The following is a 19,653-nucleotide window of genomic DNA, read 5'->3' on the forward strand; positions in this document are numbered from 1 at the left end:
CTCCTTCAGCCCGGCGCGCGGGCGGTGACGATCCAGGTGGCGGAGTCGAGCTTCAGCCCGTCGGGACCGACGTGCGGCGCGAGCGCCTCGCGGACGGCGCCGATGACGGCGTCGGCCTTGTCGGGGTGCTGGCGCAGCATCGCGCCCAGCGGGCCGACCTTGAGGGCGAGGTCCAGGCTGGCGTCGAGGTCGCCGCCGCCGATCTTCTCGGCGTGCGGCGCGATCGCGATGTCGGTGAAGCCGGCGGCCTCCAGGATGCCGCGCAGCCGCCCGGCGTCCGCGAAGGCGAAGGGGCCCGGCGCGGTCGGATCGGCCGGCGCGTCCGGCGGCGGCAGGTGGGCCAGGGCCGCCTGCATCGGCAGCGTCATGATCGGGTTCTCCGCCGGCGTGCGCCAGCAGACGAAGGCCAGGCGCCCGCCGGACTTCAGCGCGTGGCGCAGGTTGGTGAAGGCCGCGGTCGGGTCGGCGAAGAACATCACGCCGAAGCGCGAGAAGACCCCGTCGAAGCTGCCCGGCGCGAAGCCGTGGGTCTGGGCGTCGGCCTGGACGAAGTGGACGCCGGGCGCGCCCTCGCGGCGGCGGCGCGCGGCATCCAGGAGCGTCGCGGAGATGTCGACGCCGGTGACCTCGCCGCCGGGGGTGACCCGGCGCGCCAGCTCGAACACCGTCTCGCCGGCGCCGCAGCCGACGTCGAGGATGTCCTCGCCGGGCCGCGGGTCCAGCGCCGCCATGGCCGCGCGGCCCAGCGGTGCGAGCTGGCGGTCCAGCGGGCGTTGCAGCGCGGCCCAGGTGGGGCCGGCGCCGCTGTTCCAGTATTCGGCCTGCGCCGCGTTGGGTTCGCTCATCACAGGGCCGCCGTGACGTCGGCGAGCCAGGCGCGCACCTGCGGCTCGACCAGGGGCCCGACCGTCTCGCGGACCCGCGCGTGGTAGCCGTCGAGCTGGGCGCGCTCGTCGGGGGTGAGCATCGCGGCCACGATCAGGCGGCGGTCGATGGGGGCCAGCGTCAGGGTCTCGAAGCCGTGCATCGGACGTTCGCCGCCGGGGATGGGGGTCGCTTCGGTCACGACCTGCAGGTTCTCGATGCGGATGCCATAGCCGCCCTCCTTGTAGTAGCCGGGTTCGTTCGAGAGAATCATACCGGCGCGGAGCGCCACGTTGTTCGGCGCCTTGGCGATGCGCTGCGGGCCCTCGTGGACTCCCAGGTAGCTGCCGACGCCGTGGCCCGTGCCGTGGTCGTAGTCGAGCCCGTGCATCCAGAGCGCGGCGCGGGCGAGAACGTCGAGGGCCGAGCCGGTCGTGCCCGCCGGGAAGCGGATCGCCGCCAGCGCCAGGTGGCCCTTCAGCACCAGCGTGAAGCGCTCGCGCATCTCGTCCGAGGGCTCGCCGATGGCCACGGTACGGGTCACGTCGGTGGTGCCGTCGAGATACTGCGCGCCCGAGTCGATCAGCAGCAGCGAGCCCTTCTCGGTGCGCCGGTTGAGCCGTTGCGTCGGCCGGTAGTGGACGATGGCGCCGTTGGAGGCGGCGCCGGCGATGGTGTCGAACGACAGGTCCTTCAGCGCGCCGGTGGCCTCGCGGAAGGCTTCCAGGCGGCTGACCGCCTCGATCTCGTCGGGCGGGTCGGCCTGGCCTTCGGTGGCCACCCAGTGGAGGAAGCGGGTCAGCGCCGCGCCGTCGCGGACGTGGGCCTGGCGCGCGCCCTCGATCTCGACGGCGTTCTTGCAGGCGCGGGGAAGCGCGCAGGGATCGTCCGCGCGGATCACGCTCGCGCCCGCCCTGGCCAGGGTGTCGAAGTACCAGGCCGACGACTGCGCCGGGTCGATCAGGACGCTGCGGCCCCTGAGCTCGGCGAGCGCCGCCGGCATCTCGTCCGGGGTCTCGAGCCGCACCTGGTTGCCCAGCCAGGCGGGCAGGTCGGGCGTGACCTTGGCCGGGTCGAGGAAGAGCCGCGCCGTGCCGTCCTTGGCCAGGATCGCCTGGCCGATGGGGAGCGGCGAGCGGATGACGTCGCCGCCGCGGACGTTGAACAGCCAGGCAATGGAGGAGGGGGCCGTCAGCACCGCCGCGTCCGCGCCCCTGTCGGCCAGCGCCTGGCCGATGCGCGCGCGCTTGGCGCCGGAGTCCTCGCCGGAGAACCCGGCCGGGTGCGGCACGACGGGCGCCTGCGGCTGCGGCGGGCGCGAGCGGCCCCAGGCGCGGTCCAGCGGGTTGTCGTTCACGCCCACCAGCTCGGCGCCGGCCTTGGCGGCGGCCTCCTTCAGGCGGGTCAGGGCGTCGGGGCTGTGCAGGCGCGGGTCGTAGCCGATCTTCTGGCCGGCGCCCGTCGCGCTCTCCAGGTAGGCCGGCACGCCGCCCTCCACCAGGTCGCGGATCTCGAAGACGCCGGCGTCGACCTGGTCGCGGACCTGCAGGGTGTAGCGGCCGTCCACGAAGACGGCGGCCTTGTCCTGCAGGATGACCGCCGCGCCGGCCGAGCCGGTGAAGCCGGTCGCCCAGGCCAGCCGGTCGTTGGCGGCGGGCAGGTACTCGTTCTGGTGCTCGTCCTCGTGCGGCACAAGGAAGCCGTCGAGGCCCTGCCGCGCCATCGCCTCGCGGATCAGCGGGACGTGGCGGGGACCGAAGGAGGGATCGGTGCTTTCATCGAAGGTCTGACGCATGGCGAGCGATGTAAGCCGTCCCGCGCGCCAGGGCAAAGGGCGGCTGCGGGCTTATTTGATCCGGGTAAAATTGACAGCGCGCCGTGGCCGCTGTAGAGGGCCGCGCCATGGACAGGCAATCCCGCCGCGAACGCGTGCGCGACTTCAAGGAGAGGAAGACCGCCGCCGGCGTCTACGCGGTGCGCTGCGCGCCCAGCGGGCAGGTGTGGGTGGGCGGCTCGCGCAACATCGACCCGCAGCGGAACTCGATCTGGTTCTCCCTGAAGCAGGGCGCGCACATGAACCGCGCCATGCAGGCGGCGTGGACCGCGCACGGCGAGGGCGCCTTCGCCTACGAGGTGCTGGAACGCATCGAGCCCGGGGAGATGACGCCGCTCGGCCTCGCCGACCTCACCAGGACCCGAGAGCGCCACTGGATCGCGGCGCTGGGGGCGCAGAAGGCGGTAGGCTAGAGCCGGCGGCGCTCAGGCGCGGCGCAGCACCAGCGTGGCCCAGGCGTCGCGGTGCAGGCGGCGCACGAGCCGGAAACCCTTCGACGTGTAGGCGGCCAGCACGCGGCGCTCCTGCGTCCGCAGCAGGCCCGACAGGATCGCGATGCCGCCCGGCTTCAGCGCCAGCCCGATGTCTTGCGACAGCGCCACCAGCGGCGGCGCCAGGATGTTGGCGAAGGCGAGGTCGTAGGGGCCGTCGTCGCGGACCAGGCTGTGGTTCAGGCCCGAGGCGTGGACGAAGCGGGCGCCGGACCGGTTCAGCGCCGCGTTCTCGTTGGCGATGCGGACGGATGGCGCGTCGATGTCGGTGCCGAGCGCGATGCGCGAGCCGGTGCGCGCCGCCGCGATCGCCAGGACGCCGGTGCCGCAGCCCACGTCGAGGACGCGCTCGAACCGCCGGGCCTTCAGGAGGTCGTGGAACGCCTGCAGGCAGCCGACCGTGGTGCCGTGGTGGCCGGTGCCGAAGGCGGCGCCCGCTTCGATCCGCAGATTGACGGTGCTGGCCGGCGCCAGGCCGCGGTCGTGCGCGCCGTAGACGAAGAAGCGGCCCGCGCGCACCGGCGGCAGGCCGGAAAGCGCCATGGCCAGCCAGTCGGCGTCGGCCAGCTTCTCGATGACGACGCGCAGGCTGGGCCAGCCCTTCAGCGCCGCGCCGATGGCCGCCTGCTCGTCGGCGTCGGTGGGGAAGGCGTCGATGCGCCAGACGTCGCGGTCCTCGTCCTCCTCCAGGATGGAGAAGGTCAGCGCCTCGGTGGCCGGGTCGGCTTCGAGGGCCGCCGCGGCGGCTTCGGCGTCGGCGCGGGGGCCGCGGGCGATGATCTGGACGGCCTCGTCGCTCATGGGCGCGAGGCTCTAGCGGCTGCGACCGCGAAAGGCGAGGGGGATCAGCCGCCCATCGCCGGTTCGCCATCGACGTCGGCCGGCGGCGGCGGCGGCGGCGGGGCCGGGACGTTGGCCTCGTACTCGGCGTTGCCGCTCATCGACGGATAGCGCGGCGCGGGCCGCGGCTCGTCGACGTAGGTCGCGCGGGTCACCTCCGGGGGCGCCTCGTTCTCGTAGGCCATGACGTCGCCCGCATGCTCATCGACGGCGGCCGCCTCTTCGACGGCGGGCTCCTCGTGGGGGCGGGTCCAGTCGGAGCCGATCACGTAGTCCGGAACGTGGCCGGCGTAGGCGGCGAGGCCCGGGTCGGCGACGGCGACCACCTTCCGCGGCCCCGCGTCGCCCATCAGCATCTGCGGTCCGGCCGCATCGTGCGCGTCGAGATCGGGCCTGAACGCCGCGCCCATCAGGAGACCGGCGGCGGCGGCGACCGCGAGGCCCGCGCCGATGCGCTTCAGGTCGGTATGCGTGAACAGCCTCTCCATGATCGGCAAAGCGCGCCACGCGGCGATTGGTTTCAGCGCGGCCGGCTCAGAGCCACTTGGCGCGCTTGAACGTCAGGAACAGCGCCAGGCAGGTGATCGCCACGAAGCCCAGCACGGCGAAGTAGCCGTACTTCCAGTGGAGTTCGGGCAGGTACTCGAAGTTCATGCCGTAGATGCCGGCCACGGCCGTCGGGACGGCCAGGATCCCGGCCCAGGCGGCGAGCTGGCGCGTGATGACGCCCTGGCGCTGGCTCTCGAACAGGTTGGCGACCTCGAACACCGACGACAGCACGTCGCGCAACTGCTCGGTGGCGTTGGCCACCCGGCGTACATGGTCGCCCACGTCGCGGAAGTAGGGCCGCACCATCGGGTCCATGAACGGCAGGTGCAGGTGCTCCAGCCGGGCGCAGACCTCCTCCATCGGCCCGAGCACGCGGCGGAACCGCACGAGCGACTGGCGCAGGTTGAAGATGTGGGTCACGTCCTCGCGGCTGAGGAAGGCGTCCAGCGCCCGGCGCTCCATCTGGAGCACGTCCTCCTCGATGGCCTCGACGATGGGCTGGTAGCTGTCGACGATGAAGTCCAGCACCGAATAGAGGACGTAGGCGATGCCGTGGTTCAGCAGCGCCGGCGCGCCTTCCAGATGCCGGCGCACCTCGGTGTAGCCCTTCTCCGAACCCTTGCGGATGGTGATGACGGTGTTGCGGCAGAGGAAGATGCAGGTCTCGCCGTAGATGATCTCCTCGCCGTCCAGGCGCGCCGTCCGGGCGGCGACGAAGACCTGGTCGCCGTAGACGCTGACCTTCGGAAGCGGGTGCTCGCAGAGCACGTCCTCGATGATCAGCGGATGGAGGTTGAACCGCTCCTGCAGGATCGCGAGCTCGTCCCCGGACGGGTCGACCAGCCCGATCCAGGCGAACTGGTTCGCCTGCACGATCCGGTCCTCCGGCTCGTGCAGCCGCAGGTGCCGGAGCCGGTGCCCCTCGGCGTAGACCCTGGCCGCCGCGATCGCCACGCCCGAACGCTCCCCCTGAACTCGCGGGGATGAGACGCCAAGGCGGGCGGGATGGCAACCGATCGAGAATCCAAAACAAGGAACGTCATGGCCGGGCCTGTCCCGGCCATCCAGAGACGCCGATGGCGACGCAAGAGGCTCGGCTGCCGGCGCCTTCCGATCCGGAGGTCGGCGCGTCTGGATGGCCGGGACAGGCCCGGCCATGACGTCCTTATCTGGGCAGGGTTGGCGGTTGCAGGTGGGATAGCGGCCCCTCGGCACGGAAGAACCCGGGAAACAGATCGTCCCACTTCGGGTTCTCGGCTTCGATCAGATACACCTTCCACTCGCGTGGATACTTCTTCAGCGACTTCTCGCGTTGGATGGCGGCCTGGATGGTGTCGTGCGGCGCCCACCAAACGAGGCGCTTCACAGAATAGCGCTTGGTGAAGCCTCCAAGCAGGCCTTCCCGGTGCTGGTGGACGCGCTGAAGCAGGTCCGATGTGACGCCAATGTACAGCGTGCCATGCTGGCGGCTCGCCATGATGTACACCGCGTTTGGCCCGGTGGGCTTCACCCCTGCTTTTCGACGAAGCTGTCGATGACCTTCTTCTCGCCGGCCTTGTCGAAGGCGACGGTCAGCTTGTTGCCCTCGACGCCGCGGACGTCGCCGTAGCCGAACTTCATGTGGAAGACGCGGTCGCCGCGCCTGAAGTCGCTGCCGGCCGAGCTGTCGGAGGTGGCGACGAGGCGGCCGTCGCCCTCGATCGTCTGCTGCCGGCCCGGATGGCTGCCGCGGTACTGGTTGGCCTGGGCGCGGCGCCAACCGGGAGACTCATAGCCGCCGCCGAAGTTGGGGTCGGCGTCCCAGCGGCTGCCGTGCTGCTGCATGCCCGGACCGCCGCCGTAGTAGCCGGTCTCGGACGACGCCTCGACGTTGGCGTTCGGCAGCTCGTCGACGAAGCGGCTGGGAAGCTGCGACGTCCAGCGGCCGTAGACCTGACGGTTGGCGGCGAAGCTGATCCGCGCCTCCTCGCGGGCGCGGGTGATGCCCACGTAGGCCAGCCGGCGCTCCTCCTCGAGCCCCTTCTCGCCCTTCTCGTCCATCGAACGCTGCGAGGGAAAGACGCCTTCCTCCCAGCCGGGCAGAAAGACCAGCGGCCATTCCAGCCCCTTGGCCTGGTGCAGCGTCATGATCTGCACGCTGTCGGCGCTCGGCCCCCGCTCCAGCTCCATCACCAGCGAGACGTGCTCGAGGTAGGCTTCGAGCGTCTCGTAGCCGCTCATCGACTGGACCAGTTCCTTGAGGTTCTCGAGCCGGCCCTGCGCCTGCGGGGACTTATCCAGCTTGAGCATGTCGGTGTAGCCGCTCTCCTCCAGCACCGCCTCCATGATCCGGGCGTGGTGGACCTGGCCGGCCTGGCCGCGCCAGCGGTCGAGGTCGCGCAGGAAGTTGGAGAGCGCCGTGCGCGTGCGGGCCGGCAGTTCGTCGGTCAGCACGAGCTGGCGCGCCGCCACGGTCGCGGTGACCCCGTTCAACCGGGCGATCTGGAGGAGCTTCTGGACGGTGGTGTCGCCGATGCCGCGCTTGGGCTGGTTCACGATCCGCTCGAAGGCGAGGTCGTCGTCGGGCGACTGGATCAGGCGCAGGTAGGCGATGGCGTCGCGGATCTCGGCGCGCTCGAAGAAGCGCGGGCCGCCGATCACCACGTAGGGGATCTGGAGCATCACGAACCGCTCTTCGAAGGCCCGCATCTGGTGGGCGGCGCGCACCAGGATGGCCATGTCGGCATAGCGGCGCGGATCGCCCTTCGACGTGCCGCGCCTGGCCCGCTCGATCTCGTCGGCGATCAGGCGGCTCTCGCCTTCGCCGTCCCAGACGCCGCGCACCACGACCTTCTCGCCGCCCTCGGCCTCGGTCCACAGCGTCTTGCCCAGGCGGCTCTTGTTGGTGGCGATCAGGCCCGAGGCGGCGGCCAGGATGTGGCTGGTCGAGCGGTAGTTGCGCTCCAGCCGCACCACCTTGGCGCCCGGGAAGTCGCGCTCGAAGCGCAGGATGTTGTCCACCTCGGCGCCGCGCCAGCCGTAGATCGACTGGTCGTCGTCGCCCACGCAGCAGAGGTTCTGGCTCTTCTGCGCCAGCAGCCGCAGCCACAGGTACTGGGCGACGTTGGTGTCCTGGTACTCGTCGACCAGGAGGTACTTGAAGCGGTCGTGGTACTCGGCCAGCACGTCGGGCTGGCTGACGAAGATCGTCAGATTGTGCAGCAGGAGGTCGCCGAAGTCGCAGGCGTTCAGGATGCGCAGGCGCTCCTGGTAGAGCCGGTACAGCGCCTGCCCACGACCGTTGGCGAACTGCTGGCTCTCCGCGGGCGGCAACTGGTCCGGACGCCAGCCGCGGTTCTTCCAGTGGTCGATCAGGCCCGCCAGCATCTTCGCCGGCCAGCGCTTGGAATCGACGTTCTCGGCCTCCAGCACCTGCCTGAGCAGGCGCTCCTGATCGTCGGTGTCGAGGATGGTGTAGTTCGACTTCAGCCCCACCAGCTCGGCGTGGCGGCGCAGGATCTGGGCGGCCACCGAGTGGAACGTGCCCAGCCACCGCAGGCCCTCGGCCGACGGGCCGATGATGGCGGTGATCCGCTCGCGCATCTCGCGCGCGGCCTTGTTGGTGAAGGTGACGACCAGAAGCTCCCACGGCCGCGCCCGGCCGATGGTCAGGATGTGCGCCAGCCGCGTGGTCAGCACCTTGGTCTTGCCCGTGCCGGCGCCCGCCAGGACGAGCACGGGCCCCTCGATCGCCTCGACCGCGTCGCGCTGCTCGGGGTTCAACCCATCAAGATAGTTCGCCGGCCGCGCATCGGCGCGGGCCAAGTCGCTGATACGGGGGGCGGGCTGTAGTGAATCAGACACTCTTCGTTCCTACCGGAGTAGAACGAATGTAGCACGCGCGAGCCCGGATTTAAGGCCTGAGTGGGACCGACGTCAGACCTTCGTGAAGACGATGACGAAGGCCTTTTCCAGAAGCCGGCGCTCGACGGCGTGCTGCCCGCCGGCGGCCGCGCCGTCTGCGCCGACGGCCCAGCCGCTCCATTTCTCCAGCACGAGGTCTTCGAACTGGGGCTGCGGCGCTGCGGCCTCGGCGTAGCCCTTCGCCGTCCAGTACTTCCTGGCCGCGACAACGTCCGCTGCGGTCGCGCATGCGGCGATCTTGATGACTTTGGCCATGGGTCCTCCTAGGGGCAGGTCGCGGCGAGCGCCTTTGCCACGTCGATGTTGTCGGCGAGGTAGTCCTGTCGATCGCCGAGGGTCTTCAGGCCCTGGAGCTTCGCCTCCACGGCCGGTCCGATGGGGGATGCCGGCGCGGCCTTCGCCGTGCCGATGGCGGCGGTCCACGCCGCGTCGGTCGCCGCGGCGCAGGTGGTCGCCTTGGCGAGGACCAATCGCTCGGAGTCGAGCATGGCGAGCGCGGACGTCTCAATGGCGGCCTTGTTCTCGGCCGAGAGCTTTCCGAGGGCGGTGTCGAGGTCGCCCGCCGCCGCAGCGACGGCCGTCGCCTGAGCTTTGGTCGCCGCATCGCTGTCCACCTTGAGGACGGTGACCAGGGCCTCGTTCTGCGTGACGCTGACCGCGGCGGCGCCTGTCGCGAAGAACTGCGCGATGCCCGCGCCCGCCTTCACCTCCGTGCCGGTCGCCCCGCTGTTGAACTTCGCGCCCAGGCTCGCGAACACCGAATAGGCGTCCTTCCGGGTGCTCGATCCCTGCGGAACCTCGGACTGGAAGAGCTGTCCGTCCCCCGCCGGCTCGCCGTCGCCCTGGCCCGCCTCCGGATTCACCCGCGGCGCCGCCTTCAGCGGCATCCAGACGCCCTCCCAGCGCTTGTAGCCGATCGACACGGCCGGAGCGCCGCCCTGCGAGGGCGCCGCCGACGCGTCCGCGCCGATCACGGTGCCGGTCCCGAAGACGAGGACGTCGTTGTGGGCCTGGCAGCCGGCCAGTCCTAGCGCGGCGACTGCGGCGAGTCCGAGATGGCGCATGCTTTTCCCTCCTTCACGATATCGAGCTGCAGCACCTGCTGGAGCGAAGCCTCGGTCGGGGCGACGATCACCAGCCGGCAATCCGCGGGAACATCGAGGCGCCGAGTGCGGCGGACGCCCACGCCTACGCTCTGCACCGGCGCGCCGCCTTCGGCCCACGCGCCCAGGGTCAGGGTCCGTTGCAGCCGGACGGCATCGTGGGCCGATGCGTCGAGTTGCGCGGGAGTCACCAGCCGCACCTCCCGTCGGTCGATGATCTGGACAGCGCAGCCGCTGCAGACCAGCGTGACGAGAAGGGCGCCAATTGCTCTCAAAGCGTGTGGATCCCCCATTTCCCTACTCCAAGATGTAGGGCGAACCGCGTTCCGTCAAGCCGCGGGACGACGAGGCTAGAGGATGGGGGCCTGGGCGTGCTTCAGCGCCGCCACGCGGCAGGCGCTGGCCAGGGGGCGGTCGCCGCGGCCGCGGTCGATGGAGACGATGAGGGCGGCGAAGCTGGAGCCGCGCTCCGCGGCCATGCTGTCCAGCACCGCCCAGAACTCCGGCTCCAGCGCGATCGAGGTCGCGTGGCCCGAGAGCAGGACGGAGCGTTTCTTCAGGCCGGCCATGGACCGTCCGTTTACGCATTGTAGCTAGACGAAAATAGCCCCTTGCAAAAAGATGACGGGGTCGTCATTTTATCCGAACAGTGTTCACATCAACCTGAGAGCATCCTCCCCGATGACCCTCGTCGCCGACGCCCAGACCGATTTCCGCCCCGCCGACGGGCCGCGCTGGAACTCCACGAAGATGCAGTGGGGCCATGCCTGGCGCTCGCTGCAGAAGCTGCTCGCCGACAAGGAAGACACCCGGCAGGTGTTCGAGATCATGCGCGCGCTCAACGGCCAGTCGACGGCCAGGGGCTACCAGAAGCTGCTGGAGACCCCGGAGGGCGGCCGCCTGGCCTACCGACGCGAGGAGTTCGCGGCGAAGCTGATGGACGACGCCTGGCTCGACAGCCTGCTCGAGGGCAGCGTCGGCGCCGCCTACCGGCACTTCATCCGCTCGGAGGACCTGTCGGCCGAGGGCCTCGCCGACGTCTCCCGCGAAGGCGGGGAGGGCATCGACGAGCAGCACCCCTACGCCTGGTTCGGCCGCCGCACCCGCGACGTCCACGACATCTGGCACATCCTGTCGGGTTATCATCGCGACGCCCTGGGGGAGGCCTGCCTCGTGGCCTTCTCCTACGCCCAGACCAAGGGCCTGGGCTGGGCGCTGATCGCGTTCGGCGCGGCGTCGCGCTCGCGCGGCACGGGCTATCCGGCGATCAAGGCGATCTGGCAGGGCTACAAGCGCGGCAAGGCCGCGACGTGGCTGCTGGGCCAGGACTACGAGCGCCTGATGGCCGAGCCGCTGGACGCCGCGAGGCTGCGCCTGGGCATCACGCCGGCCACGATTTACGACTCGATCCCGGCCGAGGTTCGCAACGGCGTCCTGCCGCAAGCGTAACCTCCCCCGCGAAGCGGCGGGCGGTCCCCTCCCGCCATCGCTGCCGCGATGGGGGAGGTCACTCGCGCTTCTTGCCTTCGAGCTCGCGGCGGGCGCGTTCCGCCTCGAGCTTCGAGGCCGTCTTCTCGAGCTTCGTCCGGCCGAACGCGACGCGGTTCTCCGCGGCCTGCGCCTTGCCGGCCGCCTTCGCCTTGGCCTTGCGCGCCCGGTTGAAGTTGATCGGCTCGGCCATGGAAACCTTCGCCTGCGCCCCCCGTTACCTCGCCCCACCCTATGACGAGGAGATGAGCATGATCCAGGCTTCGGAGATCCGCGAGCACATGGAAGTCGTCGGTTCCGACGGCGGGCATGTCGGCAAGGTCGACCACGTCCACGGCGCCGACATCGAACTGGCCAAGTTCGACATGGGCTCGGGCTTCAAGCACCACATGATCCCGATCACATGGGTCGACCACATCGAAGACGACAAGGTCTGCCTCAACCGGACGAAGGACGCGGCCAAGGCCGGCTGGCGCGAGAAGCACTAGCGGAGCGGCCCGCGGGTCTGCCATGAGAGCCTGACCCGCGTCCGGAGCCCCCGGCCGCAAGAGGGTTGGGGGTGCGCCGGTTTGAAGGTCCTGGTTTCGATGGCGGCGGCGCTCTCGGTCGCCGCGACGCCCGCGGTCTCCGCGCCGGCGCGGGCGGGCACGGCCGGGCCGGGCAAGGTGGCGGCGGGCAAGGTCTGCGCCGACTGCGTGAAGGCCACGATGCAGCGGCTGGTCGCGCCCGACATGAAGGGCCGCGCCTGCGGGACGACCGAGGAGAACGCCGCCGCGCGATATCTCGCCGACCGGCTGAAGGCCTACCGCGCGAAGGGCGCCGCGCCCGGCGGGGGATTCCTCCAGGCCGTCCGGTTCCGCACCCCCACCTACGCGGCGCCGCCGAGCCTCGCGGTCGGCGGCCTGACCCTGACCCAGGGCCGCGAGATCGTCGCGCTGGACCCGGGCGAGGCGGCGGCGGGCCCGTTGGCGCTCGTCGGTCTCGCCGCGCCGGAAGCCGCCGCCGGCAAGATCGCCGTCTATGACGCCCCCTACGATCCGAAGGCGGTCGCCGCCTTCGTGCGGGCCGGCGCCGCGGCGGTGGTCGTGCCGGCGCCCGACCGGATCCTGCGCGCCTGGGACCAACTGGCGGCCCGCGCGCCCGGCGGCGTCGAGATCGTCGGCGCCGAGAGCGTCGGCGTCGGGCAGCCGCCGTCGCCCCGCCAGGTCGTGATCTTCGCGCGGCCGGAGACCCTCGCGCAGCTCAGGGGTCTGGAGGGCCGGCCCGCCCGGTTCGCGGCGCCCCGCGGCCAGCCGGTGCTCGAGACCAGCTACAACGTCCTGGGCGTGATCCCCGGGACCGCCCCCGACGCCGACCGCCAGGCGGTCCTGCTCAGCGCCCACTACGACCACGTCGGGGTCCGGAACGGCGTCGTCTATCCCGGCGCCAACGACGACGCCTCGGGCACGGCGGCGGTGCTGGAGTTCGCCCGCCTGCTCGGCGCGCGCAAGGCGCCGAAGCGCACCGTCCACTTCGCGCTCTTCGGCTGCGAGGAGGCGGGCGGCCACGGCGCGAAGGTGTTCCTCGCCCATCCGCCCACGCCGCTCGCCGACCTGGTCGCGAACCTCGAGTTCGAGATGATCGGCGTGCCCGATCCGGCCGACCGGACGCGGCTGATGCTGACCGGCTGGGAGCGCACGAACCTGGGCCCCGCGCTCCGGGACCACGGCGCCTCGATCGGGCCCGACCGCTATCCGGAGGAGAACTTCTTCCAGAGGTCCGACAATTACGAGCTCGCGAAGAAGGGCGTGGTCGCCCAGACCATCAGCGCCTGGCCCGTGCCGCCGACCTACCACCAGCCCACGGACGATCTCGACCACGTCGACCTGACCTTCATGGCCGAGGTGATCCAGTCGCTGGCCGAGCCGGTGAAATGGCTGCTGAACAGCGACTTCCGGCCCGAGTGGACGCCGGGCGGAAAGCCCTGAGGCGCTATTTCACGTTGGCGCAGAAGCGCTGGATGCGCTGGCAGGCGTCCTCGAGCACGCTGTTGGCGGTCGCGTAGCTGATGCGGAAGTGCGGCGAGAGGCCGAACGCGGCGCCATGCACCACGGCCACGCCCTCGGTCTCCAGCAGTTCGGCCGCGAAGTCGGCGTCCGACGCGATCACCTTGCCGCTGGGCGCCGTCCTGCCGATCAGCTCCTGGCACGACGGATAGACGTAGAAGGCGCCCTCGGGCGTCGGGCACCGGATGCCGCGGGCCTGGTTCAGCATCGCGACCACGAGATCGCGCCGCTGCTCGAACAGCCTGGCGTTCGGCTTGATGAACGCCTGCGTGCCGTTCAGCGCCTCGACCGCGGCGTACTGCGAGATCGACGCCGGGTTCGACGTGGTCTGGCTCATCACCTTGCGCATGGCGTTGATCAGCGGCTCCGGCCCGGCGGCGTAGCCGATGCGCCAGCCGGTCATCGCGTAGGCCTTCGAGACGCCGTTCATCGTGAGCGTGCGGTCGTAGAGCCCCGGCTCCACCTGGGCGATGGTCGAGAACTCGAAGTCGCCGAACACCAGGTGCTCGTACATGTCGTCGGTGAGGATCCAGACCTGCGGATGCTTCAGCAGCACGTCGGCCAGCGCCTTCAGCTCGGCGCGCGTGTAGGCCGCGCCCGACGGGTTCGACGGCGAGTTCAGGATGATCCACCTGGTCTTCGGCGTGATCGCGCGTTCGAGGTCGGCCGGCCGGACCTTGAAGTTCGTCTCGGCGCTCGTCGCCAACGCCACGGGCGCGCCGCCGGCCAGCAGCACGATGTCCCAGTAGCTCACCCAGTAGGGCGTGGGCACGATCACCTCGTCGCCGGGGTTCAGCGTGGCGAGCAGCGCGTTCCAGATCACCGGCTTGCCGCCCGGCGAGACGTTCACCTGGCTGGGCTTGTAGCTGAGGCCGTTCTCACGGCTGAACTTGGCGCAGACAGCCTCCTTCAGCTCCGGGATGCCGTCGACGTTGGTGTACTTGGTCTTGCCGTCGCGGATCGCCTTGATGGCGGCGTCCTTGATGTTGTCGGGCGTGTCGAAGTCGGGCTCGCCGGCGGCCAGGCCGATGACGTCCTTGCCCTGGGCTTTCAGCTCGCGGGCCTTCGCGTCGGCCGCGAGGGTCGCGGACGGCTTCACGCGGGCAAGCGCGGCGGATTCCAGGGACATGACTTGCGGGCTCCCGACTGAGGTTGGACGGGCGCGGACATACCCCTTTGCTGCGCCGCATTCAAACCGCCGGTTCCGCGAAGGTGGCCTTGGGCCGCGCTGACGGCGTCGGGGGCGCCTCGCGCTTGACCGCCGCGGCCGAACACGCGACCCCTCGGCGCGCCATGCGCCGGCTCCTCGCCTTCCTGTCGAACATGGACGCCCAGGCGTGGCGGACGCTGGCGGTGTCGTTCGTGCTGTTCGGCGGGGTGGGCGTGGTGTTCGTCTTCGGGGCGCAGGCGCTGGGGATCGATTCGGAGCGCACGCTGGAAGGCTGGCTGGCGGCCGCGCGGGGGCCCTGGTCGCTGCCGGTGGCGGTGGCGGCGTTCGCGGTCCTGGCCTTCATCGGCACGCCGCAGATCGTGCTGATCGCCGCGGCGGTGGTGGCGTTCGGGCCGTGGGCCGGGGCGGCCTATAGCTGGGTCGGCACGATGGTCTCGGCGCTGGTGGGCTTCTACCTGGGCCGCGGCGCCGGCGCGCGGGTGCTGGAGCGGTTCCAGGGCGAGGGCGTCCGGCGGTTCATGACGCTCGTCGGCCGGAACGGCTTCCTGGCCAGCCTGATCGTGCGCCTGGTGCCGTCCGCGCCCTTCATCGTGGTCAACATGGCGGCCGGCGTCACCCCGATGCAGGCGCGCGACTTCGTGGCCGGAACCGGCATCGGCATCGTGCCCAAGATCGCGCTCACCGCCTTCGCCGGGGCCTCGATCGTGCAGCTCATGCGCGGCGAGATCGGCCGCCACTGGGTCGAACTGGCGGCGGTCGCGGTCCTGTGGCTGGCGCTCGGCTGGTACGCCCGCCGCTGGCTGGCGCGGCGGGCTGACAAGGACGGGGGCCAGGACTAGATTCGGCGCATGACGAAGCACCTCACCATCGCGTTGTCGGACGCCGAGGCGGAACATCTGCGGGAGGCTGCGGCGCGCGAAGACGTCTCGGTCGGCGACATCGTCTCGCGGCTCGTCCAGCAGCAGATCGACTACGACGCCTGGGTGCGCCGCAAGGTCCAGAACGCGATCGATGAACTCGAACGCGGCGAAGGGGTCCCGCACGAGGGTGTGGTCGCGAGGATGGACGAGCTGCGCGCGGAGTTGCTCGCGAAGAAGGCCGCGGCCGGGTGAGGGTCACCTGGGCTCCGCGAGCCCGCGACGATCTCGAGGACATCCTGCGTTACATCGCCCAGGACGATGTCGCCGCTGCATTCCGCCAGACGCGTCGCATCGAGAGCGCTGTCGAGAATCTGGCCCGCCATCCCGCCATGGGAAGGGGCGGACGCAAGCCCGGCTGGAGGGAGCTGGTCGTCGCGGCGACCCCCTACGTCGTGATGTGTCGGGTGCTGGACGACGGTGTGGAGATCACCGCCGTCGTGCATGGCGCGCGCGCCTGGCCTCCGGACGGAGGCGCCGCGTGATGAACGGGGTCCCCAGCCCGCCGGCGCGCCGCGAAGGCGTGCGCGCGCTGACCCGCGGTCGCGCAAGGTTCTTGCCCGGCTCGCGGTCCGAGGCGGCTCCCAGCGCATCAAGCTTGCGGCGAAGCGCCCCTTTCGGTAGAGACGGCGCCATGCGCACGCGGCTCGACAGCCTGCTTCTTCTCTCGCTGGGGCTTAGCCGCCCCTGGGCGCCTCTCTAGGCACGCGCTTCCTCGCGGCCGGGCGACCAGGGGTCATTCCGCACCTTCGCCCAGCACAGAACACCGCGAGTAAGACCATGACCGACCCCGTTTCCCCGACCGCCGCCGCCGAGCGCGACCGCGTCATCATCTTCGACACCACCATGCGCGACGGCGAGCAGTCGCCCGGCGCCTCGATGAGCCACGACGAGAAGCTCGAACTGGCCAAGATCCTGGAAGACATGCGCGTCGACGTGATCGAGGCCGGCTTCCCGATCGCCTCGAACGGCGACTTCGAGGCCGTCCGCGCCATCTCCGAGATCGTGACCGAGAGCGTCGTCTGCGGCCTGGCGCGCGCCGGCATGGCCGACATCGAGCGCTGCGCCGAGGCGGTGAAGAAGGCCAGGCGCGGCCGCATCCACACCTTCCTGTCCACCAGCCCGAGCCACCGCGACCACATCCTGCACGCCAGCCAGGAAGACATCCTGGAGATGATCACCAAGTCGGTGACCCACGCGCGCAACCTGTGCGGCGACGTGGAGTGGTCGGCCCAGGACGCGACGCGGACCGAGCAGGACTTCCTGCGCCGCTGCGTCGACGCCGCCATCAAGGCCGGCGCCCAGACGATCAACCTGCCCGACACGGTCGGCTACAGCTATCCGTCGGAATACGCCGACATGTTCCGCGACATCATCGAGAACGTGGACGGCGCCGACCGGGTGATCTTCTCCACCCACTGCCACAACGACCTGGGCCTGGCGGTGGCCAACTCCATCGCCGGCGTCCAGGGCGGCGCGCGGCAGGTCGAGTGCGCGATCAACGGCATCGGCGAGCGGGCCGGCAACGCGGCGCTGGAAGAGATCGTAATGGCGCTGAAGGTCCGTGGCGACCACCTGCGCTTCATGACCGGCATCGAGACCCAGCACATCACCCGCGCCAGCCGCTATGTCTCGGCGATCACCGGCTTCCCGGTGCAGTTCAACAAGGCCATCGTCGGCAAGAACGCCTTCGCCCACGAGAGCGGCATCCACCAGGACGGGATGCTGAAGGACCGCGGCACCTACGAGATCATGCAGCCCGAGGACGTCGGGCAGGGCGGCTCGAACCTGGTGATGGGCAAGCACTCGGGCCGCCACGCCTTCCGCGAGAAGCTGAAGGACCTGGGCTACGAGCTGGGCCAGAACGCGCTGAACGAGGCCTTCCAGCGCTTCAAGGACCTGGCCGACAAGAAGAAGCACGTCTTCGACGACGACATCATCGCGCTGGTCGACGACGCCCTGGCGAGCAGCGCCGACAAGGTCCAGGTCAAGCACCTGCGCGTCATCGCCGGCACCGAGGGGCCGCAGGAAGCCTTCCTGACGGTGACCATCGAAGGCGAGGAGAAGAGCGCCAACGCCCAGGGGGACGGCCCGGTGGACGCGGTGTTCAACGCCATCCACGCGGTGGTGCCGCACGACGCCATCCTGCGTCTCTTCCAGGTGCATGCGGTCACCGAGGGCACCGACGCCCAGGCGCAGGTCTCGGTGCGTCTCGAGGAGGACGGCCGGATCGCCACGGGTTCCGCGGCCGACACCGACACGCTGACGGCGTCGGCCAAGGCCTACGTCAACGCGCTGAACAACCTCTTCGCCCGCAAGGAGAAGAGCGCGCCGGGCAAGGTGGCGAGCGGGTTCTGACGCACCGACCCTAGGAACGTCGTGGCCGGGCTTGTCCCGGCCATCCGGAAACACCGGTCGTAGAGTGGGAGGGCGGCGCCCGCCGCCCAGGGCGTTCCTGCGCCGCCAGCGTGTCTGGATGGCCGGGCGCCCGGCCATGACGATCAGAGAGTGGGGCGCAATGCTCTGGATCTTCCTCACAGCGGCCGCGGCGCCGCTGCAGGTGGCGCGCAACGCGTTGCAGCGCGGGCTGGTGGGCGACGCCGGGCCGTGGGGCGCGACGCTGGTGCGCTTCCTGTTCGGCCTGCCGTTCTCGATCGCCATGTTCGCGATCGTGGCGGCGCTGACGCCCGATGCGCGCCCCGACCCCTCGCTGCGCTTCTGGCTCGGCGTCTCGGCCGGCGCGGCGGCGCAGATCGCGGCGACCGGCTGCCTGCTGCTGGCCATGCACCGGGCGGGCTTCGCGGTGGCGACCGTGATGCAGCAGTCGTCGCTGCCGCTGGGCGCGCTCCTGGGCTGGGTGGCGTTGGGCGACCGGCTGCATCCCGCCGCCTGGGTTGGCGTGGCGGTCGCCACGAGCGGTCTCGTCATCCTCTCTTGGCCCAAGCGCGCCGACCTGCGCGGCAGCCTGGCCGGCGCGACCCTGGGCCTGGCCTCGGGGGCCGCCTTCGCCGTCGCGCTGAACGGCTATCGGCAGGCGGGCCTGGCGCTCGAGCCGGCGCACCCGATCTACGCGGCGCTGGCCGGCGTGGTGGTGGCGCAGACCCTGCAGTCGGTGGGGCTGGGCGGCGCGCTCGCGGTCCTGCGGCCCAGGACCTGGGGGGCGGTCGGCGCGTCGTGGAAGGCGTCGCTGGGCGCGGGGCTGTTCGGTTCGGCGGCGTCGGCCTGCTGGTTCGGCGCGCTGGCGCTCGCGCCGGCGGGGCTCGTGCGCGCCGTGGGGGTGATCGAGACGCCGATCGCCGCGGCGGTCGGCCGCCGGCTCTTCCGCGAGCGGCTCTCGGCGCGGCAGTGGCTGGGCGGGGCGCTCACCAGCGTCGGCGTGGTCTTGACCGCGCTGGCCTGACGCGGCTGCCATGTGGCCATGATCGACCGTCGCACCCTCGTCGCCGCCGGGCTGGCCTCGGCCAGCGGCGCCGCCTCCGCCGCCGCCACCGCCCGCTGGCGCGCCTGCGCGCCCATCCCCTGGCCGGTGCAGGAAGTCTACGGCACCGCCTGGCGCGGGCTGGCGGTGGTCGCCGGCGGCATGGCCCCGGGCGTCGCGGGCTCGCGCGGCATCAACCCGCAGGACCGCGTGGGGCTCTACGACCCGCGCACGGACGCCTGGCGCGAGGGGCCGCGGTTGCCGTTCGCACGGCACCATCCGGCGCTGGCCACGGCCCGCGGCCGCGTCCATCTGTTCGGCGGCTACAAGGTGGCCGAGGGCGGCTGGATGGGCCTGACCGACGCCCTGGTCCTGGACGGCGACGGCTGGAAGCCGCTCCCGCCGATGCCGAAGCTCCAGTGCGAGACGGTGGCCGTGACCCTGGGCGAGCGCATCCACATCGCCAGCGGCCGCGCGCCGAAGGGCGGGCGAAACCTCGAATGGCCCGACCAGGGCGACATCGACCTGCACCAGGTGTTCGACGCCCGTGCCGGCAAGTGGGAGACGGCGCGCCCGTGCCCACAGGCCCGCAACAGCGCGACCGGCGCGGCGCTGGGCGGCCGGTTCTACCTGGCGGGCGGCCGGCAGGTCGGCGGCGGCAACTCGGCCCGGCTCGACGCCTACGACCCGAAGACCGACCGCTGGACGACGCTCAGGCCCATGCCCCGGCCCGCCGGCGGCCTGGCCGGCGCGGCGCTGGGCGGCAGGCTCTACGTCTTCGGCGGCGAGGGCGGGCCGGGCGTGATCCCCAGCGCCTGGTCCTACGACCCGAAGACCGACCGGTGGACCGCCGAGCCCGACATGGCCACCCCGCGCCACGGCCTGGCCGGCGTGGGAGTCGGCGGCCGCGTCCTGGCCCTGGGCGGCGGCGTCAAGGAAAGCGGCGGGCAGGTCACGGCGACGGTCGAGGCGCTGGCGCCGGGCTGACTCACATCATCCCCGCTCATCTCAAGCATGCGGGGGATGAGCG

Annotated in this window: 23 protein-coding genes; 10 read left to right on the top strand and 13 right to left on the bottom strand. The window is 71.4% G+C overall.

Annotated elements, in window-relative coordinates:
- Positions 1-5: 5 nt before the first annotated feature.
- Together JNL41_RS06470 and JNL41_RS06475 are read right to left on the bottom strand one after the other, a co-directional pair.
- Positions 6-845 carry a methyltransferase domain-containing protein gene (locus JNL41_RS06470; protein ID WP_293473459.1) on the bottom strand — a complete coding sequence of 280 codons (840 nt, stop codon included), beginning with the start codon at positions 843-845 and terminating at the stop codon, positions 6-8.
- Positions 845-2,659, bottom strand: coding sequence for an aminopeptidase P family protein (locus tag JNL41_RS06475; RefSeq protein ID WP_293473460.1), 1,815 nt, complete (start codon positions 2,657-2,659; stop codon positions 845-847). Before JNL41_RS06475 ends, JNL41_RS06470 begins: the two co-directional genes overlap by 1 nt.
- A gap of 107 nt (positions 2,660-2,766) precedes the next feature.
- Between JNL41_RS06475 and JNL41_RS06480 the strand changes: the two genes are divergently transcribed.
- Positions 2,767-3,111: a GIY-YIG nuclease family protein gene (locus JNL41_RS06480; protein ID WP_293473461.1), complete on the top strand. Its 345-nt coding sequence runs from the start codon at positions 2,767-2,769 to the stop codon at positions 3,109-3,111.
- Positions 3,112-3,123: 12 nt separating this feature from the next.
- On the opposite strand, the gene JNL41_RS06485 is transcribed toward JNL41_RS06480, so the two are convergent.
- The 9 genes from JNL41_RS06485 to JNL41_RS06525 form a co-directional block, all read right to left on the bottom strand.
- Positions 3,124-3,990 carry a 50S ribosomal protein L11 methyltransferase gene (locus JNL41_RS06485; protein WP_293473462.1) on the bottom strand — a complete coding sequence of 289 codons (867 nt, stop codon included), beginning with the start codon at positions 3,988-3,990 and terminating at the stop codon, positions 3,124-3,126.
- A gap of 44 nt (positions 3,991-4,034) precedes the next feature.
- Positions 4,035-4,517 carry a hypothetical protein gene (locus tag JNL41_RS06490; RefSeq protein ID WP_293473463.1) on the bottom strand — a complete coding sequence of 161 codons (483 nt, stop codon included), beginning with the start codon at positions 4,515-4,517 and terminating at the stop codon, positions 4,035-4,037.
- Positions 4,518-4,563: 46 nt separating this feature from the next.
- Positions 4,564-5,532 (bottom strand): magnesium/cobalt transporter CorA, encoded by a 969-nt coding sequence (corA, locus tag JNL41_RS06495; RefSeq protein ID WP_293473464.1) that lies wholly within the window; start codon positions 5,530-5,532, stop codon positions 4,564-4,566.
- Between the two features lie 211 nt (positions 5,533-5,743).
- Positions 5,744-6,088, bottom strand: a complete 345-nt coding sequence (locus JNL41_RS06500) for a GIY-YIG nuclease family protein (RefSeq protein WP_293473465.1) — start codon at positions 6,086-6,088, stop codon at positions 5,744-5,746.
- On the bottom strand, positions 6,085-8,421 hold the full coding sequence (locus JNL41_RS06505; RefSeq protein ID WP_293473466.1) for a UvrD-helicase domain-containing protein: 2,337 nt from the start codon (positions 8,419-8,421) through the stop codon (positions 6,085-6,087). Before JNL41_RS06505 ends, JNL41_RS06500 begins: the two co-directional genes overlap by 4 nt.
- Positions 8,422-8,493: 72 nt before the next feature.
- On the bottom strand, positions 8,494-8,736 hold the full coding sequence (locus JNL41_RS06510) for a hypothetical protein (protein WP_293473467.1): 243 nt from the start codon (positions 8,734-8,736) through the stop codon (positions 8,494-8,496).
- A gap of 8 nt (positions 8,737-8,744) precedes the next feature.
- The gene (locus tag JNL41_RS06515; protein WP_293473468.1) at positions 8,745-9,545 is read right to left on the bottom strand and encodes a hypothetical protein; all 801 of its coding nucleotides are present in this window, start codon (positions 9,543-9,545) and stop codon (positions 8,745-8,747) included.
- On the bottom strand, positions 9,509-9,877 hold the full coding sequence (locus JNL41_RS06520; RefSeq protein WP_293473469.1) for a hypothetical protein: 369 nt from the start codon (positions 9,875-9,877) through the stop codon (positions 9,509-9,511). Before JNL41_RS06520 ends, JNL41_RS06515 begins: the two co-directional genes overlap by 37 nt.
- A gap of 57 nt (positions 9,878-9,934) precedes the next feature.
- Positions 9,935-10,153 carry a ribbon-helix-helix domain-containing protein gene (locus tag JNL41_RS06525; protein ID WP_293473470.1) on the bottom strand — a complete coding sequence of 73 codons (219 nt, stop codon included), beginning with the start codon at positions 10,151-10,153 and terminating at the stop codon, positions 9,935-9,937.
- A 112-nt stretch (positions 10,154-10,265) separates the two neighbouring features.
- Between JNL41_RS06525 and JNL41_RS06530 the strand changes: the two genes are divergently transcribed.
- The gene (locus tag JNL41_RS06530; RefSeq protein WP_293473471.1) at positions 10,266-11,033 is read left to right on the top strand and encodes a Coq4 family protein; all 768 of its coding nucleotides are present in this window, start codon (positions 10,266-10,268) and stop codon (positions 11,031-11,033) included.
- A gap of 58 nt (positions 11,034-11,091) precedes the next feature.
- On the opposite strand, the gene JNL41_RS06535 is transcribed toward JNL41_RS06530, so the two are convergent.
- Positions 11,092-11,265, bottom strand: coding sequence for a DUF4169 family protein (locus JNL41_RS06535; protein WP_293473472.1), 174 nt, complete (start codon positions 11,263-11,265; stop codon positions 11,092-11,094).
- 58 nt (positions 11,266-11,323) lie between these two features.
- Here JNL41_RS06535 and JNL41_RS06540 point away from each other — a divergent pair, with 58 nt between their 5' ends.
- Entirely contained in the window at positions 11,324-11,560 is a 237-nt protein-coding gene (locus JNL41_RS06540) for a DUF2171 domain-containing protein (protein WP_293473473.1), read from the top strand.
- An 81-nt stretch (positions 11,561-11,641) separates the two neighbouring features.
- The gene (locus JNL41_RS06545; protein WP_293473474.1) at positions 11,642-13,039 is read left to right on the top strand and encodes a M20/M25/M40 family metallo-hydrolase; all 1,398 of its coding nucleotides are present in this window, start codon (positions 11,642-11,644) and stop codon (positions 13,037-13,039) included.
- A gap of 4 nt (positions 13,040-13,043) precedes the next feature.
- Here the strand turns inward: JNL41_RS06545 and JNL41_RS06550 are convergent, their stop codons facing one another.
- Positions 13,044-14,246 (bottom strand): pyridoxal phosphate-dependent aminotransferase, encoded by a 1,203-nt coding sequence (locus JNL41_RS06550; protein WP_293473475.1) that lies wholly within the window; start codon positions 14,244-14,246, stop codon positions 13,044-13,046.
- Positions 14,247-14,410: 164 nt separating this feature from the next.
- On the opposite strand from JNL41_RS06550, the gene JNL41_RS06555 reads away from it, so the two are divergent.
- The 6 genes from JNL41_RS06555 to JNL41_RS06580 all read left to right on the top strand — a co-directional run bounded on the left by JNL41_RS06555 (position 14,411) and on the right by JNL41_RS06580 (position 19,610).
- Entirely contained in the window at positions 14,411-15,127 is a 717-nt protein-coding gene (locus JNL41_RS06555) for a TVP38/TMEM64 family protein (RefSeq protein ID WP_293473476.1), read from the top strand.
- Between the two features lie 9 nt (positions 15,128-15,136).
- The gene (locus JNL41_RS06560; RefSeq protein ID WP_293473477.1) at positions 15,137-15,400 is read left to right on the top strand and encodes a hypothetical protein; all 264 of its coding nucleotides are present in this window, start codon (positions 15,137-15,139) and stop codon (positions 15,398-15,400) included.
- Positions 15,397-15,690 (top strand): type II toxin-antitoxin system RelE/ParE family toxin, encoded by a 294-nt coding sequence (locus tag JNL41_RS06565; RefSeq protein WP_293473478.1) that lies wholly within the window; start codon positions 15,397-15,399, stop codon positions 15,688-15,690. Before JNL41_RS06560 ends, JNL41_RS06565 begins: the two co-directional genes overlap by 4 nt.
- Positions 15,691-15,985: 295 nt before the next feature.
- Positions 15,986-17,563 (top strand): 2-isopropylmalate synthase, encoded by a 1,578-nt coding sequence (locus JNL41_RS06570; RefSeq protein WP_293473479.1) that lies wholly within the window; start codon positions 15,986-15,988, stop codon positions 17,561-17,563.
- A gap of 136 nt (positions 17,564-17,699) precedes the next feature.
- Positions 17,700-18,605, top strand: coding sequence for a DMT family transporter (locus JNL41_RS06575; RefSeq protein WP_365697908.1), 906 nt, complete (start codon positions 17,700-17,702; stop codon positions 18,603-18,605).
- 18 nt (positions 18,606-18,623) lie between these two features.
- The gene (locus tag JNL41_RS06580; protein ID WP_293473480.1) at positions 18,624-19,610 is read left to right on the top strand and encodes a kelch repeat-containing protein; all 987 of its coding nucleotides are present in this window, start codon (positions 18,624-18,626) and stop codon (positions 19,608-19,610) included.
- Positions 19,611-19,653 lie beyond the last annotated feature (43 nt).

Origin of the sequence: Phenylobacterium sp. (assembly GCF_016793285.1) — a bacterium.
In the GTDB taxonomy this organism is placed as follows: domain Bacteria; phylum Pseudomonadota; class Alphaproteobacteria; order Caulobacterales; family Caulobacteraceae; genus Phenylobacterium.

Excerpts from the sequence above, each read along its gene's own strand:
- JNL41_RS06555 (WP_293473476.1), top strand. The coding sequence starts at position 14,411 with ATGCGCCGGCTCCTCGCCTTCCTGTCGAACATGGACGCCCAGGCGTGG.
- JNL41_RS06485 (WP_293473462.1), bottom strand. The coding sequence starts at position 3,990 with ATGAGCGACGAGGCCGTCCAGATCATCGCCCGCGGCCCCCGCGCCGAC.
- JNL41_RS06480 (WP_293473461.1), top strand. The coding sequence starts at position 2,767 with ATGGACAGGCAATCCCGCCGCGAACGCGTGCGCGACTTCAAGGAGAGG.
- JNL41_RS06535 (WP_293473472.1), bottom strand. The coding sequence starts at position 11,265 with ATGGCCGAGCCGATCAACTTCAACCGGGCGCGCAAGGCCAAGGCGAAG.
- JNL41_RS06475 (WP_293473460.1), bottom strand. The coding sequence starts at position 2,659 with ATGCGTCAGACCTTCGATGAAAGCACCGATCCCTCCTTCGGTCCCCGC.
- JNL41_RS06560 (WP_293473477.1), top strand. The coding sequence starts at position 15,137 with ATGACGAAGCACCTCACCATCGCGTTGTCGGACGCCGAGGCGGAACAT.
- JNL41_RS06580 (WP_293473480.1), top strand. The coding sequence starts at position 18,624 with ATGATCGACCGTCGCACCCTCGTCGCCGCCGGGCTGGCCTCGGCCAGC.
- JNL41_RS06510 (WP_293473467.1), bottom strand. The coding sequence starts at position 8,736 with ATGGCCAAAGTCATCAAGATCGCCGCATGCGCGACCGCAGCGGACGTT.
- JNL41_RS06520 (WP_293473469.1), bottom strand. The coding sequence starts at position 9,877 with ATGGGGGATCCACACGCTTTGAGAGCAATTGGCGCCCTTCTCGTCACG.
- JNL41_RS06470 (WP_293473459.1), bottom strand. The coding sequence starts at position 845 with ATGAGCGAACCCAACGCGGCGCAGGCCGAATACTGGAACAGCGGCGCC.
- JNL41_RS06550 (WP_293473475.1), bottom strand. The coding sequence starts at position 14,246 with ATGTCCCTGGAATCCGCCGCGCTTGCCCGCGTGAAGCCGTCCGCGACC.
- JNL41_RS06540 (WP_293473473.1), top strand. The coding sequence starts at position 11,324 with ATGATCCAGGCTTCGGAGATCCGCGAGCACATGGAAGTCGTCGGTTCC.
- JNL41_RS06530 (WP_293473471.1), top strand. The coding sequence starts at position 10,266 with ATGACCCTCGTCGCCGACGCCCAGACCGATTTCCGCCCCGCCGACGGG.
- JNL41_RS06515 (WP_293473468.1), bottom strand. The coding sequence starts at position 9,545 with ATGCGCCATCTCGGACTCGCCGCAGTCGCCGCGCTAGGACTGGCCGGC.
- JNL41_RS06570 (WP_293473479.1), top strand. The coding sequence starts at position 15,986 with ATGACCGACCCCGTTTCCCCGACCGCCGCCGCCGAGCGCGACCGCGTC.
- JNL41_RS06525 (WP_293473470.1), bottom strand. The coding sequence starts at position 10,153 with ATGGCCGGCCTGAAGAAACGCTCCGTCCTGCTCTCGGGCCACGCGACC.
- JNL41_RS06490 (WP_293473463.1), bottom strand. The coding sequence starts at position 4,517 with ATGGAGAGGCTGTTCACGCATACCGACCTGAAGCGCATCGGCGCGGGC.
- JNL41_RS06575 (WP_365697908.1), top strand. The coding sequence starts at position 17,700 with ATGACGATCAGAGAGTGGGGCGCAATGCTCTGGATCTTCCTCACAGCG.